General features: G+C 34.2%; 17 protein-coding genes. 5 read left to right on the top strand and 12 right to left on the bottom strand.

Features of this window, described 5'->3' with window-relative positions:
• Nucleotides 1-79 precede the first annotated feature (79 nt).
• From VB248_RS03200 to VB248_RS03235, 8 genes are all read right to left on the bottom strand, one after another.
• Nucleotides 80-2,398, bottom strand: a complete 2,319-nt coding sequence (locus VB248_RS03200; protein WP_323295286.1) for an LruC domain-containing protein — start codon at nt 2,396-2,398, stop codon at nt 80-82.
• A 389-nt stretch (nt 2,399-2,787) separates the two neighbouring features.
• Nucleotides 2,788-3,504 (bottom strand): peptidylprolyl isomerase, encoded by a 717-nt coding sequence (locus VB248_RS03205; protein ID WP_323295287.1) that lies wholly within the window; start codon nt 3,502-3,504, stop codon nt 2,788-2,790.
• Nucleotides 3,505-3,634: 130 nt separating this feature from the next.
• Nucleotides 3,635-4,123, bottom strand: coding sequence for a PH domain-containing protein (locus VB248_RS03210; protein ID WP_323295288.1), 489 nt, complete (start codon nt 4,121-4,123; stop codon nt 3,635-3,637).
• A gap of 56 nt (nt 4,124-4,179) precedes the next feature.
• Nucleotides 4,180-4,479 carry an AtuA-related protein gene (locus VB248_RS03215; RefSeq protein ID WP_323295289.1) on the bottom strand — a complete coding sequence of 100 codons (300 nt, stop codon included), beginning with the start codon at nt 4,477-4,479 and terminating at the stop codon, nt 4,180-4,182.
• A complete protein-coding gene (locus VB248_RS03220; RefSeq protein WP_323295290.1) occupies nt 4,476-5,819 on the bottom strand; it encodes an acyclic terpene utilization AtuA family protein in 1,344 nt (447 codons plus the stop codon). Before VB248_RS03220 ends, VB248_RS03215 begins: the two co-directional genes overlap by 4 nt.
• Before the next feature lie 12 nt (nt 5,820-5,831).
• Nucleotides 5,832-7,127 (bottom strand): CitMHS family transporter, encoded by a 1,296-nt coding sequence (locus VB248_RS03225; RefSeq protein WP_323295291.1) that lies wholly within the window; start codon nt 7,125-7,127, stop codon nt 5,832-5,834.
• Nucleotides 7,128-7,145: 18 nt separating this feature from the next.
• On the bottom strand, nt 7,146-8,174 hold the full coding sequence (locus tag VB248_RS03230) for an alpha/beta hydrolase (RefSeq protein WP_323295292.1): 1,029 nt from the start codon (nt 8,172-8,174) through the stop codon (nt 7,146-7,148).
• Between the two features lie 277 nt (nt 8,175-8,451).
• Entirely contained in the window at nt 8,452-8,862 is a 411-nt protein-coding gene (locus VB248_RS03235) for a hypothetical protein (RefSeq protein ID WP_323295293.1), read from the bottom strand.
• A gap of 383 nt (nt 8,863-9,245) precedes the next feature.
• Between VB248_RS03235 and VB248_RS03240 the strand changes: the two genes are divergently transcribed.
• The gene (locus VB248_RS03240) at nt 9,246-10,145 is read left to right on the top strand and encodes a helix-turn-helix domain-containing protein (protein ID WP_323295294.1); all 900 of its coding nucleotides are present in this window, start codon (nt 9,246-9,248) and stop codon (nt 10,143-10,145) included.
• Nucleotides 10,146-10,152: 7 nt separating this feature from the next.
• Here the strand turns inward: VB248_RS03240 and VB248_RS03245 are convergent, their stop codons facing one another.
• Entirely contained in the window at nt 10,153-11,052 is a 900-nt protein-coding gene (locus VB248_RS03245) for a helix-turn-helix domain-containing protein (protein WP_323295295.1), read from the bottom strand.
• 167 nt (nt 11,053-11,219) lie between these two features.
• On the opposite strand from VB248_RS03245, the gene VB248_RS03250 reads away from it, so the two are divergent.
• On the top strand, nt 11,220-11,996 hold the full coding sequence (locus tag VB248_RS03250) for a hypothetical protein (RefSeq protein ID WP_323295296.1): 777 nt from the start codon (nt 11,220-11,222) through the stop codon (nt 11,994-11,996).
• Between the two features lie 133 nt (nt 11,997-12,129).
• Complete coding sequence (locus VB248_RS03255; protein WP_323295297.1) at nt 12,130-13,116, top strand: aldo/keto reductase; 987 nt, start codon at nt 12,130-12,132, stop codon at nt 13,114-13,116.
• Between the two features lie 460 nt (nt 13,117-13,576).
• On the opposite strand, the gene VB248_RS03260 is transcribed toward VB248_RS03255, so the two are convergent.
• The 3 genes from VB248_RS03260 to VB248_RS03270 all read right to left on the bottom strand — a co-directional run bounded on the left by VB248_RS03260 (nt 13,577) and on the right by VB248_RS03270 (nt 15,934).
• The gene (locus VB248_RS03260; protein ID WP_323295298.1) at nt 13,577-14,611 is read right to left on the bottom strand and encodes a thioredoxin family protein; all 1,035 of its coding nucleotides are present in this window, start codon (nt 14,609-14,611) and stop codon (nt 13,577-13,579) included.
• Between the two features lie 80 nt (nt 14,612-14,691).
• Entirely contained in the window at nt 14,692-15,042 is a 351-nt protein-coding gene (gene gldC, locus VB248_RS03265) for a gliding motility protein GldC (RefSeq protein WP_323295299.1), read from the bottom strand.
• 166 nt (nt 15,043-15,208) lie between these two features.
• On the bottom strand, nt 15,209-15,934 hold the full coding sequence (locus VB248_RS03270) for a DUF4197 domain-containing protein (RefSeq protein ID WP_323295300.1): 726 nt from the start codon (nt 15,932-15,934) through the stop codon (nt 15,209-15,211).
• A gap of 147 nt (nt 15,935-16,081) precedes the next feature.
• Here VB248_RS03270 and VB248_RS03275 point away from each other — a divergent pair, with 147 nt between their 5' ends.
• Nucleotides 16,082-17,320 carry a competence/damage-inducible protein A gene (locus VB248_RS03275; RefSeq protein WP_323295301.1) on the top strand — a complete coding sequence of 413 codons (1,239 nt, stop codon included), beginning with the start codon at nt 16,082-16,084 and terminating at the stop codon, nt 17,318-17,320.
• Nucleotides 17,311-18,600: a dihydrolipoamide acetyltransferase family protein gene (locus tag VB248_RS03280; RefSeq protein ID WP_323295302.1), complete on the top strand. Its 1,290-nt coding sequence runs from the start codon at nt 17,311-17,313 to the stop codon at nt 18,598-18,600. Before VB248_RS03275 ends, VB248_RS03280 begins: the two co-directional genes overlap by 10 nt.
• Nucleotides 18,601-18,635: the final 35 nt, after the last annotated feature.

The raw sequence follows: 18,635 nt of genomic DNA on the forward strand, positions 1-18,635 counted from the left end.
AAAAAGTGAATAGGGATTTAAGTATTCCTTTATTCCCCTATTCACTTTTCAGTATTAATTCGATTTAACTATCTCTATCTTATGGATTAAAGATATAAGGCGTGTATCTGTAACCAGCTTCTGTATTTGAGTACCAGTCTGTACGATATGCTCCACCTGAAGTTGCCCAAGTAGCAAAGTACCAGTAGGCAGCAGTAATCATTTTGTTTTCTGATGGATATTTGAAATTATCAGTTGCAATTTCAATTCCCCAAGGTAAATTACCTGATGTACGATAGTAATTTGTTCCAGTCGAGTTATCGTAAGCTGTTCCGAACAATTTTGTATTCATCAAATCGGTTGGTTCTTTACCCATCAAGTGCGTTTCGTAACCTCTACCAAAATTTGCTGAGTTATTCCAAATGAATGGATTGTATGAACCAATACCAAAAGTTGAGATTGATGGTCCATCTACAACATCAAAGCTAAATGAATAACTTTTTGAAGCTACAACTCCTTGTGCTGGAATGGTATTCCAAGCACCCAATTCTTTAACACTATTTTTGAAAAGAATTACTACAACTTTTTTCTGACCACCCTCTACTTCTGAACCAGTGCTTGAGCTAAAGTTTTTAATTGAACCGCTTGGTAATTCAAACTGAACACCTGCACCATTTTCATAAGCACCACCAGCAGCTTGTAAAGTATATTTAGCAATTACTTGAGCAACATTATTTTTAGCATTGGTGACAATTTGATATTTGTAAGCAAGTACCACGTCGTTCATATCGTAGTCACCTAAGTTTGGCCATTGGTCTTCAAAAGCAACGGTCGATGGTGTCGAGTAGTTGTCAAATGCTTTACTTCCGTCGTTTGGATAATTATCTTCTGAGTCGATAATACCATCTTTGTCAGAATCTTTAGCCGTTACTGGAGCATCACCATTTCCTTCATTACATTCTGTTTTAGCAATATAAATACCTCCGTCAGTTGTATATTTTGCATCTTTGTCGATAAACTTCGCATCTAACTTACCGCTTGGTTCAGAAAGTTGAACCGTACCTGTAAGTTTATAAGGATTTCCATTATTGATGTTCTGCACAGAAGAACGAACTTTGAACAAAGAATAATCTGAGCCTGAACCTGTGATTTTTCCATCATAACTTGAAGTATTCGTAGTGAAGAAAGCACCATTAAATAAATTCACAGTACCAGAGCTATTCAATCTTGTGAAACCACCAACATATACATAACTATTGTTATTAAGTGTTTGGTCAACCCCTAAATCAGTTTTAATAATCAACTGACATTTGTTATTCACAGTACCAGAGCTATTGATTTGCATTGAATTAGCAGTCATGTAGCCATTGTTTGTTAATGTAGTACTGCTGTTAACGATGAAATTTCCATTGGCAATCATTTTACTGTTGTTAGTAATTGTTTGTCCAGATGAATTTAATCTTACTTCACCGTTGAAAGTAATTTCACCATTATTAGTCATTGCTCCATCTAAAGGAGAAGAACCTTTTACGATGATTACTTTTTCGTTTACAATCGTTGAACCTTTACGAGTCTGTAATTCAGAGTTTGCGTTAATTGTTCCGTAGTTCGTTAATGTACCACCAACGATTAAATTATTAGGGAAAGTAACTGTTCCAAAGTTTTTGAAAGTAACATTTGGAGAATCCCAGTTCATATTATTGAATGTTGCCGAACCTGAACTTGTAATTACAACGTTGAACTTAGCGTTGTTTTGAAGATTCATGTTATTAACAGTAATACCTGTACCGCAAATTCTTAAAGTTCCACCGTTCAAATTGTTTGTGTTTACATTTACTGAATAGTTACTTCCTGTCAAACAAACTGTCTTAGAATCAAGTGTAATGTTTTTATCAGAAGTTTTTTCATTTACTGTAAAATCACAACCAGAACTACAATCAGGACTGTCTTCTAAAACAGCAGCAGTAATATATTCACTTGTACCAAATGAAGCAATTCTTCCTGATGAAGTAGCACCAATTGATACAGAGATTTGAGGATTTGTATCAAGCGTTACTTTCTGCGTTACTTTTGTTCCGTCTGGAGCAGTTTTTACGATATAAACCGTTTTTACTTTTGAAGCAATCGAAATTTTAGAAGTGAAAGGACTTGAAGTACTTGCGGCTCCTTTTGATAAAGCGGCTACGCCTGTTGCTGGGTCGTCGTTGTAAATCGAAATTACATGGATAGCATCTTTGAAACGAATGTCACTTACTTTTACACTGAAATTGATTTCACGAGTAGTTTTCCAATCAAAACTTGTTGGAACGGTAAGAGAAGTAATATCCGTATTCGTAGAGTCGTTTGTTAATAGCTCAGAGGTACAACTTGAAATCATTAGTCCCAGACCAAGAACCGCTGAAAGTATTTTTGTTTTCATTTTGAATGATGCCCTTTCGGACAAGAGTTTAATATGATAATGTGTTATTTAATAGATATAAATACTGTTAAGTATTTGCTCTTAACATTACAAATACTATACCAATTAATACATTATTCGATTAAGTATTATCTACTAAACTTCTATTGGGAGTCGAGAAATTTAAGGGTTTTCTCTTTTATTTTAACGATAAACGAAGAATTTAAACTTTTCTAAAAGAAAATACTTTGGCAAAACTCAGTACGTGTACAATTTCTGAACATTTATTTTGAGTTATTTTTTTCAAAAAAATTAAAAATTAATCTATGGTAACGTATAATTTTAAGTTCGACTACCAATCTTCACCAAAAACAGTCATTTGAATATCAGTTTGGTCTATACTTCTATCACTAAAACTGATAAGAAAAAAGCTTTGTAATCTTCTTTTTTCTCATTTTTTTACAAGTAATTTTCATCTTTACATCATTTAAAGGACGGTTATTTTTATCAGTTTTTTGTTTAGCAACAGAATCAATTACCCACAAATTATCTATCACTTGTCCGAATACCGTATAGTTTCCATCCAAATGTGGAGTGCCTCCAATGGTTTTGTAAACATTTTTTTGTTCATCGGTATAAGTCCGTTGTGGACTTCTCGCCATTTGTTTACTCAGTGTATTATCATCCCACACTTTTCCTTGAACGATATAAAACTGACAACCTGATGAAGCTTTTGCAGGATTGTTATCACGTGCCGCTGCCAAAGCTCCCTTTTTATGAAATAGCGTTGGCGTAATTTCAGCAGGTACTTGGTAGCCAACATCTCCTTCACCTAACATTATACCTTCTTTTGCATTTTTAGATGCTGGGTCTCCTCCTTGTATCATAAAACTTTGAATGACTCTATGAAAAAGTAAATCATCATAAAATTTATCCTCTACCAATTTCAAGAAGTTCTTTTTATGCTGGATAGCTTCATCATACAAAACTGCGTGCATTGTGCCAAAAGGGGTTTCTATCGTAACAAGGTAATCTTTTCTTTTACGCTGTGCTGAAGCACCGAGCGTACTGATAAGTAGGAATACAAGAATAAACGTTTTGGTGATTAGTTTTGAATTTTGAGCCATGCGTTTTAAGCTGTTTAGTTTTTAGCTGTGAGCTATGAGCCACAAGCTTTTTTTAGAATTTTGAAAAGAATTTGCTAAACAAATATAACTATAAGCCTCAAAAAAAAGCTCAAGGCTCACAGCTTATAGCTCATAACTTATAATAATCCACTACAAAAGCTTCTGGCTCATTCGGTGTGATAATTATCTTTTCATTTTCTTCCGTGAGTATCAATACAGTATTATCTTTTCGTGTGGCGTACCAAGTCATATTTCCCATTTGTGTATTAGCAAATTTCCCAAAGAAACCATAATAACCGCCAACTCCAAAAGTTCGGATAGACCATTCTAACTTTTTTTCATCTAATATACTTACACTTTTGATGTCCGTTTTTTCAATCACCACATCCTTATATAAGCGATGAATTATCAATTGATTTTCTGTGATAGTATAATGTATTGGTCGCAAAGAGTACGTAATTACAAAAACTAAGAAAAAAATAGTTCCAGTTACAATCTGAAACTCTTTCCCAGAATCCTTCAAAAAAGTAAAGAAGCCTATAAAAGTAAGTACAAACATTGTATTAATAATAATGGTTGTTACTTTTACAAAACCGCTCAAAGATGCTTTATGTGTCATTTTTTTATGGTTTTTATTTCAATGAAATTATATTCTTCTCAACTCAACGCTTTCAACTATACTTCCATCTCCAATAAAGCATAACTCAAAGTTTTGCCATGCGTGTCCATTGCTAAAGAAGTAGTAACGCCACCCAATAAAGCATTCTGACAAACAAATAAAAGTGAAGCAATATTGGGCATTTCGTAACGAATTATTTCGCCAGAAACAATTTCTGATAAATGTGCTTTTACTTTTTCTGCCGTAATATTTTCACAGAGCATTCTATAATCTGATGCTTGATAAGGAATCAATGAAAGTGTCAGGGTATTTCCTTTGTCTCCTGCACGGCTGTGGGCTATTTCATAAAGTTTCATGCTTCAAAAATTTTAACTGTGGCTTCAATACTCTTTCTATCTATCAATACAGAAACAATGCCTATTACTTCATTGACAAATTTTCTTACTCCTCCGCCTGCTGCTGGGCCATTTGTGTAAAGTGCTTCGACTTCTTCACCGATGATTGCAGCTTCTTCGGCTGTTTTTACTTTTCCAGCGGCTCTTACTCTTACTTCTTGAATATGCTCTGCTTTTGCATTGATAAGACTTGAGTTTTTTCTAAAAACAGAATTTACACCAATATAATCAATTCTGAAATCTTCAAATTGATGTCCAATTCTTTTATTCAAAATATCACCTGCTAAGGTAGCTCTTCCTAAAGCGTTTGGTCCTGAGTAAGAAATTTCTCCTTCTCCTTGATAAAATGCTTTATAACCAACACTTACTTTATACGTTTCTGGTTTTACAGCACCTCCTCCTCCACTTACAGCAATCTGATTCTTAGCAATTTCTTCTAAATGTACACTTGTAAAATCAGCAATTACATCTGGCGTAAAATATTGATAAGGATTGATTACTTCATAAAGTAATTGTTCTTTTGCTGTTTGCAAATTAATTTCTCCACCTGTTCCTGTTACTTTACTAATAATGGCTCTACCGTCAGCAAATACATCTGCAAATGGATGTCCGAGTGTATCCATATTTTCAATGGGTTTTGTCAATGGGTCGGCGAAGTATCCTCCACAAATATGTCCTGCACATTCTAATAAATGACCAATCACAGAGCCTTTTCCCATTAAATCATAATTATCACTTGCCCAAGCAAATTCATGAATCATTGGAGCAAGAAAAAGTGACGGGTCTGAAACTCTGCCTGTAATAATAATCTGTGCCTCCGCTTCCAAGGCTTTCACAATACCTTCAACACCTAAATAAGCATTGGCAGAAATGACCTCATAATCGGCTAATGTTTTAGTTTTGTCTTCAATAATTGGAAACTTTGAAGCTTCTGCACTCAATTTTTCTAATACGTCATCGCCTGCTACTGCCGCTACTTTGATAGTATAACCTTGTTTTCGGGCAATTTCTATAATTTTCTTTGCCCCTTCTTCAGGGTTCGCCGCTCCCATATTGGTAATTAGGCGAATTTTGTTTTTTACAAGATGTGGCAACAAACTTGAAATTCTTTTTTCTAACAATGGGTCATAACCTTTGATAGCATCTTGTAATTTGCGTTTCTGTGCTAAACCAATCGTTCTTTCTGCTAAACATTCCAGCACTAAATAATCTAATGCTCCCCGTTCTGCTAAAATAACAGCAGGCTCAATTCTATCTCCAGAAAAACCTGCTCCACATCCTATTCTAATTTTCTCTTTCATTTTTCTTACTACTTAGATATGAATTGAACCTGTTAATAAAGCAATTATTGTCATCACGATAGTTGTTCCCCATGCCCATTTAAAAGTAAATCGTTGATGTTCCCCTAAATCTACTTCCGAAAGTCCTACTAATAGAAAAGTAGATGCGGTAAGTGGACTGATGGGAAATCCTACGGTCATTTGTCCTAACAATGCTGCTCTACCAATTTCAAGTGCATCCATATTAAACTGTGTTGCCGTTTGACTAAGTATTGGCACAACCCCAAAATAATAAGCATCTGGCGTAAACAACATACTGGCAGGTAAGCTGGTAATTGCCGTTAGAACAGGTAATAAATTAGCATGATGTTCGGGAATTAAAGAAACTAATTCAGTTGCCATCGCATCAATCATTTTTGAACCTGTGAGTATTCCAGAAAAAATACCTGCGGCAAAAATCATACTCGACACCAAAAAGATATTCATACCATGTCCACGCATTACTTTTTGTTGTTCGGCAAGTTTTGGATAATTGACAATCAAAGCTAACATACTTGCTACAATAAATAATACGGGTGCTGGAATAAATCCTTTCATCAAACCGATAATTAAGCCAATCGTTATCAGGGCATTAAACCAAATCAAATTGGGTCTTCTTAATATTTTTTCATCTGCACTTAAATTTTCAGTATGATGATAGCTTAAATCAATAACGCCTAATCTTGTTCTTTCTTTTTTTCCTAAAATATAAGCTACAAACAGTACCCACAAAATACCGCCAATAATCGCAGGAATGTTCGGATTAAAAATATGTACTGCATCCGACTTTAAAGTAGAAATGGCTCTTGCGGATGTTCCCGACCAAGGCACTAAGTGCATCGGCCCTACACTTAAAGCGACGATACAGGATAAAATCAAACGATTAATTTTTAATTTCTTATAAATGGGCAGAAAAGCAGAAAGTACAATCATAAAAGTAGCTGTTCCGTCTCCATCCAAATGAACAATCATGGTCAGAATGGCTGTTCCCATAATTACTTTCAATGGGTCGCCTTTTACCGAACGAACAATTAGGGCAATTACGGGGTCAAAAAGACCCGTATCTAACATCGTAGCAAAATATAAAACGGCAAAAGTTAATAGAATCCCTGTTGGAGCTACTTGTTTGATTCCTGTCAACATCATTTCACCTAATTCTTTCAGTGAAAAACCTGCTATTAAACCAAAGGCAATCGGAATAAGTACCAAAGCTGTCATTACTGACAGCCTTTTGGTCATAATTAATAGCAAAAAAACGACGATTGTCGCAAAACCTAAGAATGCAAGCATAGTTTTAGTGGTTTGATTTTATTCAAAAACAAGATATTCATTAAAAAATGGCAACAAATCATTCAATACTCTACCATCTGTTGTCCAAATCTTATTAACATGATTACCGATATATTCTTCGGCGTAATGTTCAATACCAAGATTCTCTAATTTCTGACTAAACATTCCACATTGAATCGGAAAACGGGCAGCATCATTTCTTCCCCAATCCAATTTCAAGGCTTTTAATTTTCTTAAATTATTAGTGTACTTATCTACCATCAAAACTGGGAAATTTTGATTCCATTTTTCCAACACTGCTTGATTCACTATTAAACTATCACCTTTATAAGTGTAAGGAACATCACAATAAAATGGAGGATTTGCAGGATTTGGCGACCAAGCTCTTGCCACAGCTACTAATACTTTAGGATAATAACTTTTTTTCAACTCTTCTTGGGTTTTTATTTTACCAAGTTCTTTAAAAGAATCACTATTTGCTCCAAATTCTTTTACCATTGTTAGCAATCCCGGGCTCATGGCATATACCGAACTAAATACTTCTGGAAACAACATTCCGATTTTAATAGCACCATAACCACCCATTGAATGTCCACCGATAGCTCTACTTTCACGAGTAGGAATGGTTCTAAACTGCTTATCAATACTTTCAACTAATTCTTTTGCCATAAAATCAGACCAATTTCCTGTTAATGAAGAATTACTATAAAAACTTCCTTCATAAAGTGTATAATTACTGGCAATTACTAAAATGTAGGGACGAATTTTAGCTTGAAGAATTGCTCTGTCCAATATCATTTTCATATTGGCATCTATATTATCCGTACCCATAAAACCATGTAAGTAATAAATAACGGGATAACGTTTAGTTGAAGCATCATAATTGGGAGGAAGATAGACAGATACTTTTCGCTCGGGGTTTTCGCCTCCTGAATTTTGTAAGGTTTTAGCGTTCAGCGTAAAACTTACTACTTTACCAGTGGCATTTTGTGCTTTTATCGGCTGAATGCAGATGACAGCCAATAAAAGAAATAGATATTTTTTCATATAAATTGTGTTTTGATTGATTAAAATTAGCAATATATCACAAAAAAATAATCCAAACGCAATATTTTGTAAAGCATTTGGATTTTCATTGAAAAGTTTTCAATTCGGCTAAAAAGAAAAAACTTTCGCCAAGAAGAAAAAATCATTTCTAATTAGCGAAAGTTGTAAGATAAGAAGATAATCCTATTGTGGAATAATCAATAGATTTCATCAATAAAGCAAAGAAGAAACCAATAGACAGAAAAAATCTTCATATAGTCTTTTTAAAATATAAAATTCAAGGTTTGTGGACATCAGCTTTAGGGTTTTCTAAAGATGACATAGGCGATTGTATTTTTACAATGCCATAAATAGGTGAAAATTTTCCTTTACCTTGACAAACATCACATGCTTCATTGGTATTTTCTTTGGAAGGTTTCATAGTATTTTCCTTCACTTCAAAATAGGATTTATCTTCTTTTCCGACTGTAAAATTAATAAGATTTCTTGCTGTTTCATTCAATTTTGCTGGATTGATAGCAGTATTTTTTACATTTTGTTCGTTAATAAGTGAAACAAAAGGCATTTCTGTGAAATTTATTACTTCTTTTGGTTTGGTATCTTTGGTAATTTTCTCTTTCGTTTTTTGTGCAACAATGATAGAACTTGCCAAAAGTAAAAGCGAAAAACTTGTTGCAAACTTTTTCATGGTATAAATAATTCTAAAATTTGATGAATTGCGATAGTTGGTATTACATCGCTTGTTTATACCTCAAAAGTAGAGTACTAAAGTTGAGCTTTCAATGAGTTTTGTTAGGGTTTTAGCGTAGATTTACCGACAGTTCAGATAGTGACAATTGTCATTTTTACACTTTTTATAATTATTCGTCTTTAGGTTTTTTCGAAATAAATATTGTCATTTATCCAAACAAAAAAAGCCATTTTTAGGATTGATTTATAAAATACATATTTGATTATCGTAATTAATGATTTGATTTTCGTTACAATTAATCTCTTTCATTAAATACTTTTGTAGCTTTTAATTGTAGCGAGATTGGAGTAAATATATTTGAATTTTGCAAGGCTTAACACATGGAAAAGATAGAAACATTAGAAGATTTTTATAAGCGTAAATTTGATTGGATGCCCGAAAGTGTTCGTAAAGAAATCGGACATTTTAATATTTTCCCGCATGAACCCATCGAGGCAGGAAAAACGAGAGCCATTCCCTACAAAAGAAGAGATTTTTATAAAATCATGTTTGTAGTTGGAAATATAGAAATGAATTATGCCGACAAAGTGGTGGAGGTAAAAAAGCAAGCAATTTTATATTCTAATCCACAAATTCCTTATCAATGCAATCATCTCGAAAGAATTGAAGAAGGTATTTATTGTATTTTCAATACAGAGTTTTTTCACAAATTTGGCGATTTGAACCAGTATTCACTTTTTCAACCAAAAGGCAATCATGTTTTTGAATTGACTGATGAACAGGCTGAACAAGTAAAATTGATTTATAAAAAAATGAATGAAGAACTTCAATCAGACTATATACACAAGTATGATTTACTGCGTAACATGGTTTTTGAGTTGATTCATTTTGCCATGAAAATTCAACCTTCTACGGGTCAAGACAAAACACATATCAATGCTTCTCAGCGGATTTCTACCTTATTTTTGGAATTATTAGAAAGACAATTTCCGATTGAAGAAAATCACCCAAAAATCAATCTTCGCTCTGCTTCTGACTTTGCAAACCAGCTCAATGTACACGTGAATCACCTCAACAGAGCCATTAAAGAAACAACCGACAAAACTACTACGCAACTCATAGCCGACCGTGTTTTACAAGAAGCAAAAATATTATTAAGGCATAGCCAATTGAATATTGCTGAAATTGCCTTTTCGTTGGGTTTTGTAGAAGTAACACATTTTAATAATTTCTTTAAAAAACACGTGTCAGTTAGCCCAAGTAAATTTAGGAATGCCTAAACTTAAATTAATTTAACAAACGATACTCATTGGGAGATTGACCAACTCTTTGTTTAAATAGTCGAGCAAAATGCTGAGGATATTTAAAGCCCATTTCGTAAGCAATCTCACTGATTGATTTACTGCTATCAAAGATTTTCTCTTTGGCTAAATCAATCACTTTAATTTGAATGTACTCTTGTGCCGTTTTGCCAGTTTCTTTTTTAACCAATTCTCCAAAATAATTAGCGGATAAATGAAATTTATCCGCACAATAACTGACGGTAGGTAAACCTATCATTTGCGGTTTCTCTGATTTGAAGTACTCATATAATAAGTTTTCAAAGCGTACTAAAATATCTTTATTGAGACTCTCTCTGGTAATAAATTGACGGTCAAAAAAACGAGTACAATAATTTAAAAACAATTCGATATTACTAATTATCAATGTTTTACTGTGTTTATCAATCCCGTGTTCTAATTCATCTTTAATTTTCTGAAAACACTCCAAAACAATTTGTCTTTCTCGAGTTGAAATATGCAAAGCTTCATCGACATCATAAGAAAAAAATGAATAATCATTGATTTTTTTTCCTAATGAAGTCCCTCTGATAAAATCTGGATGAAAAACCAAAGCCCAACCACTTGGCTGTACAACAACGTTTTCGGGTAAATCAAATCCAAAAACTTGTCCGGGTGCTATAAAAATCATTGTTTCTTCTTGATAATCATAGTGTGTCCTTCCATACTTCAATTCTTCACATTTTACATCTTTCAAAAAGATAATATATACCTCCGAAAGGTAACGATGAGCCTGAATCTGCTTTGATTTAGTTTGATCCAAAACACTTACCAATGGATGTAAAGTTATTTGTCCTCTTTGCGTATTAAACTGCGTAACACTTTCCAGTTTTAAGATATTTTCCATAAGATTCCGAATTCATTTAATCAAAATTACGCTAAATATTTTCGGATTTTTCATTTGCCAACCAAAACCGTAATAATGGTACGAAAGACCGTAATTCATATAAGTACTTGCTAAAAAAATTGAAAGAAATTTGTTGCTCAAATAATCAAAAATGCAATAAAAATTACATGAAGCACATTTCAAAAAATGATTTTATCAAAAATATCGCAATTACACTTCTGATATTACAAGTGGTATTCCTGAGTTACGGACAAAGTAAAGACAGCACTCGCATAGCCTCACCCATTATATTTTCTGGAACAATCACCGCCACGAATAATGGAATTTCTTTACTTCCGAACTTTTCATTAAATAAGCCTGCCTTGTTATTTGACTTATCATTAGCAAAAGGAAGAATTAGTTTTGACCCAATGTTTCGCTTTGCGATGGAAGGAAAACCTTGGACTTTTGTTTTTTGGGGAAGATATAAATTAATTAATAAGAAAAATTTCAGCATGGGTATTGGTGCACATCCTTCTTTTGTTTTCAGAACAATTACTGTTGCCTCAAATGGCACTTCTACTGAATATTTAACTTCACAACGTTATCTTGCTTGGGAAGCAAGTCCAACTTTTTATATTAATAAAAATATTAATGTTGGTATTTATTATTTAGGTTCACATGGACTCACGAGCGATTTAACACAATACACCACTTTTATTACCGCAAAAAGTACTTTTTCAAATATTAATATTTCAGATAAGCTAAAATTAGCCATTTCACCACAATTTTATTATTTAAAACAAGATGAAAAAGATGGCATTTATGTAACAGGAACAGTGGCTTTAAGCAAAACAAACAGTCCATTTTCTATTTCATCTATTGTTAGTAAAAGTATTCAGACAGAAATAGCGGGAAAAGATTTAGTTTGGAACATAGCCCTAAATTATTATTTCAAACAGTAATCAAATGGTCGGAGTCTTCATAAGAGTATCCTATTATTTGATTTTTGTAAGTTTTAGTTTGGTTTTTGTTATTTGTTCATTGGGTAAAAAAGTAGCTTTGTTTTATGAAATAGTATCTTAAAATTCAATAAAAATGCAAAAGAGAAAATTAGGAAATAGCGGTTTGGAAGTTTCTGCTTTAGGTCTTGGTTGTATGGGAATGAGTTTCTCCTATTATCCATTTCCCGAGAAAAAAGATGCTATCGCTTTGATACATAAGGCCGTCGAGGAAGGTGTTAGTTTTTTTGATACAGCAGAAGTGTATGGTCCATTTACCAATGAAGAATTAGTGGGCGAAGCTTTAGCCCCTTTTAAAGGAAAAGTAGTAATAGCTACCAAATTTGGATTTAATATCAAAGATGGAAAAATGGCGGGTATTGATAGTCGTCCTGAAACGATTAGAAAAGCCGTTGAGGGTTCACTAAAAAGATTGAAAATCGAAACGATTGATTTATTATACCAACACCGTGTTGACCCTAACGTACCCATTGAAGATGTAGCTGGTACTGTAAAAGATTTAATTCAAGAAGGAAAAGCTAAATACTTTGGATTATCAGAAGCTGGAGCAAGTACGATTCGTAAAGCTCATGCCGTTCAACCTGTTTCAGCATTACAAAGTGAGTATTCTTTATGGACTCGTCAGCATGAAGTAGAAATCATTCCTACTATTGAAGAATTAGGGATTGGATTTGTACCCTTTAGTCCACTTGGAAAAGGATATTTGACAGGCAAAATTGATGAAAAAGCCACATTTGCCCAAGGAGATATTCGTGCGATTTTGCCAAGATATACCGAAGAAGCTCGTATTGCCAACAAAGCTTTGCTGGATGTAATCAGTAAATTTGCAGAAAGAAAAAATGCTACCAACGCACAAATTGCTTTAGCTTGGGTATTAGCACAAAAACCTTGGATTGTGCCAATTCCCGGAACAACAAAAATTCATCGTTTACTCGAAAACAATAGAGCAACCGAAATCATTTTTACGCCAGAAGAATTAGAAGAAATTGAAGTTGCCTCTGCCCAAATCAAAATTATGGGAAATCGTTATACGGAAACCATGGAAAAATCAACGGGACTTTAATGAGTGGTGAATTGAGAGTGAGGAATGAGGAGTTATAAATGTAGAATTAAAAAAAAGGTTTGAGAACGTCGATAGTTTTCAAACCTTTTTCTGTATTACGATGGCGGTCATAACACTTGGAAATAAGATTTTGAAATGGCGGCTTCAAATTAAAATTATTGAATTAGCGAAAGATGGCGGTCTTAGACTGTAATCAAAATTTTCTCTTATTTCCTTGTTTTGTGTTTCAAAATTAGAACATATAGCTATGTTACTAAATGATAAACGTTATGAGTAAATCTGAGTATTATGTACGAACTAAGTGACTATTATCATTTATCAAAAAAAACCGTTTAAAATGAAGGATATGCGTAAAAAATACACTTTGAAATCCTAATAAATAAAAATGGATATTTACAATGACGCATTTTTTCGTGCATCAACTGTAAATATCCTTTTAAAAATCGTTTTTTTTTATTTATTATCTACCTTTTGCGGCATAAGCAGCGGCTTTAGCCAACGCTACTTTGTCTGAAGTACGTGCTTTAATCCAATTACTCAAAAAAGTATAGGAACTTTTATCCGTAGTAGGTTCTAATAAACTATCTAAAACAGCCAAAGCTTGCTGAATCTTTCCTTCTCTGAAATAGGCTGTTGACTCTTCACGCCATACTCTTCCGTTGATAGATTTTTTATCAACGCCCAATTTTGCCAAGTTAGCTCTTACTTGAGCAATTTTAGCAGAATTATAACGCATCCCACGACTACTATACAACGAATACATAATAATATTTTCGGCCGTTTGCTTTACGAGTGTCTTTTCGTACTTGGCATTATATTCACCTAAATGAGCGATAAAGTATTTGAAAATTGGGTTTTCATCATCCATGATTACTTTTTGCAAGAGCAAAAACGAAGTGTTATTGCTGTATTGAGCAACAGGAATTTGGCTTGCATAAATGTTCATCGTATTAATATTATCCAGAGTATCTTGCATTACTCTCGCCATATAACCATATTCAATCAAGAAATCTGCATCTCTTTTCCCAGAACGAAAACTTGCTTTGTATGAACTTGTGCGAGTTTTTGGGTCTAAAGCCTTGTTGGCGGCATCAATCAGTACTTGTGGCGTATTAAAATTTTCACCTAAAACAGAAATGTGCATCAATTTCACATCTTTATCAAAAAACAATAAAGTAGGCGTCGAAGGAATCCAAATGCCTTGTTTGTTCAAAAAAGCTGCACCTTCGGGAGCGGTAATGTCTAATTTATAACTAACAAAGTTGCGATTATAAACTGCTCCAACTTGAGGGTTTTCAAAAGTAGGTTTGAAGGCACTACAAACATGACAAGTAGGTGCATATACTTCTAAAAACACAGGTTTGTTTTGAGCTTTAGCCATATCAAAGGCAGTTCTTAAATTACCTGATTGTAGAAATGCGGTTCCTTTCTGAGCAAAAGAGACAGCGTAAATAAAAAAAGAAAGAACAAGGAAAAGGTATTTTTTCATAGCCATTAGAAAGGAATTAAGTAATTACAACAAAAATATGCCAATCTCATTATAAGTGAGACTGGCATTAACAATCGTTAACAATACTATTGCTGTTTTTCTGCCGCTTTGATTTCCTCTTGTAAGTTTTTAGTCAAAGTTCTACAAAGATTGTCAATCAAGCCAGCCATTTTTTCATCGCCCGTTGCATCTACCAAAGTATTTGCTACACTTCCGATTACTTCAATATAAAAACGTTTCATTTCTAAAACATCCATGTCTTTTGTCCAAAGTGGTAAAGCCAATGTGCCTTTATGATAATGATCCCAAACACCTACAAAAATTGATTTTGTTTCTTCAATACCTTCATTTGGATTGTCTGTGGCCGTCCACTGAATTTGCTCTGGAATACTCTGGTCGTCTAATGTTACTTTAAAATTAATTTCAGAATGTTTCATTATAAAGATGGGTACTTTTATATAATTGTTTTTTAATTGAATCGCAAAAAATGATAGCAAGCATTTCAGATTTATGATGTATGATTTCGGGTGTAAGCTTGCACAGCCAAAATTGTAAATTTAAAATACTAATCACCAATCATTATTAACTAATTACTCCTTTATACTATTGATTAGCAAAAACCTTTTTCAATAAATCCGTTACACGTGCTGCTGGATTTTCTCTGATTTTTTGCTCTTCCTGAGCTACTAAAAGGAATAACCCATCAATTGCTTTTTGAGTTGCATATTGTTTCAAATCTGGGTTTACTTTTTTCGTAAATGGGATTTTATTGTAAGTATTGGCAATATCACCATACAAACGAGTAGCACCTGTTGCGTTGATAGATTCTTCAATCACTGGAGCAAAAGCGGCCGTCAAAGCAGTTGTTGAAGTTCTTTTCAAATAATTGGTGGCGGCATCTTTTTCGCCTTTCAAAATCCCCAAAGCATCTTGAATCGTCATTTGTGTAATAGCATCCACAAAAATCGGAACAGCTTTTGCCGCCGCTTTTTCAGCACCTCGGTTCAAAGCTGTAATAAATTTATCACATTCAGCTCCCAAACCAATTTGACGCAATTTCTGTTCAACATTCTGAGCCTCCGGTGGAAACAATAATTTAATGCTTTGGTTTCCTAAGTAACCATCCAGAGCAGATGCCTTCGACGAACTATTTTTAATTCCCACCGTCAGAGCCTCCTTTAACCCTCTGCCTATTTCGTCGGTAGTCAAAACGCCATTGGCATTGCCAACCAAAACGTCATTGGCTTGTTTAAGAATATTTCCGATATTCTGTGAATTACAACTGCTTAAACTAAGCATTAAGGATAGGCTTAAAATTAATTTTTTCATTTTATTTACATTAATGTTTAACAAAAAGAATATGATAAAATTTATGGAAAGTCATTTGCTTTTACATCTCAATACTCTTGAATTTGTGTAATTTTGAACAAAAATAATCAATTAGGGCTAAGGCTTTAGCTAAAAGATGAAATAATAATGATTAGAGCAGAGATAATTACCATTGGTGATGAAATATTATACGGACAAATTACTGATACCAACACCCAATGGATTAGTGCCGAACTTGATAAAATAGGGATTCGCACCGTTAGAAAATCTTCTGTGGGTGATACAGAAGAAGCCATTCTTCAAATCTTTAATGAAGCTTCGCAAAGAGCAGACTTGGTAATTGTTACAGGAGGATTAGGCCCTACAAAAGACGATATTACCAAGAAAACGTTCTGTAAATACTTTGGTTCGAGTCTTGAAATTCATCCTCAAGCCTTGATTGATTTAACAGCATTTTTCAAGAAAAGAGGCAGAGAAGTAACAGGACTAAACAAAGGGCAAGCTGAACTTCCGACAAATGCTACTTATATTGAAAATACAATGGGAACTGCTCCGGGTATGTGGTTTGAACACGAAGGAGTAGTGTATATTTCAATGCCCGGCGTGCCTTATGAAATGAAAGGATTGATGACGCTCAGTTTGTTGCCTAAAATTCAAGAGCATTTCAAAACGCCCGTTATTTTCCATAAAGTAATTCGTACAGTTGGTATCGGTGAATCATTATTAGCAGAAATGATTGATGAATGGGAAGATGCTTTGCCTTCGCACATCAAACTGGCGTATTTACCTTCCATGGGAAGTGTCAAACTAAGACTCACAGGCTTTGGTGATAATATTGATACTTTAGAACAAGAAGTAGAAGCTGAATTTCAAAAAGTATTACCAATTATTCAAGAGTTTGTATATGGTTTTGGCAATGATGAATTAGAAGAAGTAGTTGGCAGACTGCTGAAAGAAAAAGGGCTGACAGTATCAGTTGCAGAAAGTTGTACTGGTGGTTATTTGGGGCATCAGTTCACTAAAGTAGCAGGAAGTTCTGCTTATTTTATGGGTGGAATTTTGTCGTACAGCAACGAAGTAAAAATCAATCAATTAGGCGTAAAGGCTGAAACTTTAGCAAAATTCGGAGCTGTTTCTGAGGAAACAGTCATCGAAATGTCGGAAAATATTCGGAAATTATGCAACACAAGCTTTGGCTTAGCGACCAGTGGTATCGCTGGACCAGACGGAGGAACGCCTGACAAACCAGTCGGAACTATCTGGATAGCCATCGCTTCAGAACATCAAACAATTACTAAAAAATTACAATTAGGAGGCTTTAGAGAACAAAATATTCATCTCACTGCTATTAATATCCTTAATTTATTAAGAAAAACATGGCTTTAATCGAAGTAATTATGCCCAAAATGGGCGAGAGTATCATGGAAGCTACTATTTTGAAGTGGCTTAAAAGTGTAGGTGAGCGTATCGAAGCCGATGAATATTTATTGGAAGTAGCCACAGATAAAATTGATACGGAAGTACCTTGTACGCAGTCGGGAATTCTTACTCAAATTTTAGTTGCCGAAGGCGAAATTGCTGAAATTGGGAAACCAATCTGTATTATTAATTCTGATGAAAGTGAAGGAACAGAACCGAAAGTTGAAGAGATTTCTGAAACTTTAGCTCAAGAAATTGAAGAAATCAAACAACTGACAGGTATTAATCTCGACCCTCTGGTAAGTACAAGTACTTCAAGTAGCTCTAAATTTTATTCTCCTTTGGTACTCAATATTGCCAAAGAAGAAAATATTTCAAGTGCTGAATTAGACGCTATTGCTGGTACTGGTGCTGATGGAAGAGTAACCAAACACGATATTTTTGCTTACTTAAAAAATCGTCAAACCAGTCCGAAAGTAAGTACAGTAAAAGAAGTTCCAAGCGTGGCTGTTCCTTCAAAACCAGTGGTAATTTCTGGAAATGATGAAATTATTCAGATGGACAGAATGCGTAAAGTGATTGCTGACAGAATGGTTGAATCGAAAAAAGTTGCTCCACACGTAACTTCTTTCGTAGAGACCGATATGACGAACATTGCTCTTTGGAGAAACGGCATAAAAGATGCTTTCAAAAAACAGTATGGCGAAAACATCACCTTCACTCCTATTTTGTTGGAAGCTATCGTGAAAGCAATTGCTGATTTCCCACAAATCAATGCTTCTGTTGATGGTGATAAAATCATTTATAAGAAAAACATCAACGTTGGAATGGCTGTCGCTTTACCAAATGGGAACTTAATTGTACCAGTAATTCACAATGCAGATTCTTATAATTTGATTGGGTTGACAAAAAAAGTAAATGATTTAACGAAAAGAGCCAGAGAAAACAAACTCAAACCAGAGGATTTGGAAGGCGGCACTTATACTTTCTCTAATATCGGTACTTTCGGAAATATCATGGGTACACCCATCATTGTACAACCACAAGTAGCAATTATGGCATTCGGAGCAATTCAGAAAAAACCTGCCGTAATAGAAACACCACAAGGTGACTTACTGGGTATTCGCCACAAAATGTTTATTTCTCATTCTTATGACCATAGAATTGTCGATGGTTCTTTAGGCGGACAATTTGTAAAACGTGTGTCTGATTACTTAGAGGCTTTTGAGATTGATAGAAAATTGTAGTAAACTTTCAGCTATGAGTTTTAAGCTATGAGCCA

The sequence above is a fragment of the Arcicella rigui genome (assembly GCF_034929435.1).
Classification (GTDB): domain Bacteria; phylum Bacteroidota; class Bacteroidia; order Cytophagales; family Spirosomataceae; genus Arcicella; species Arcicella rigui.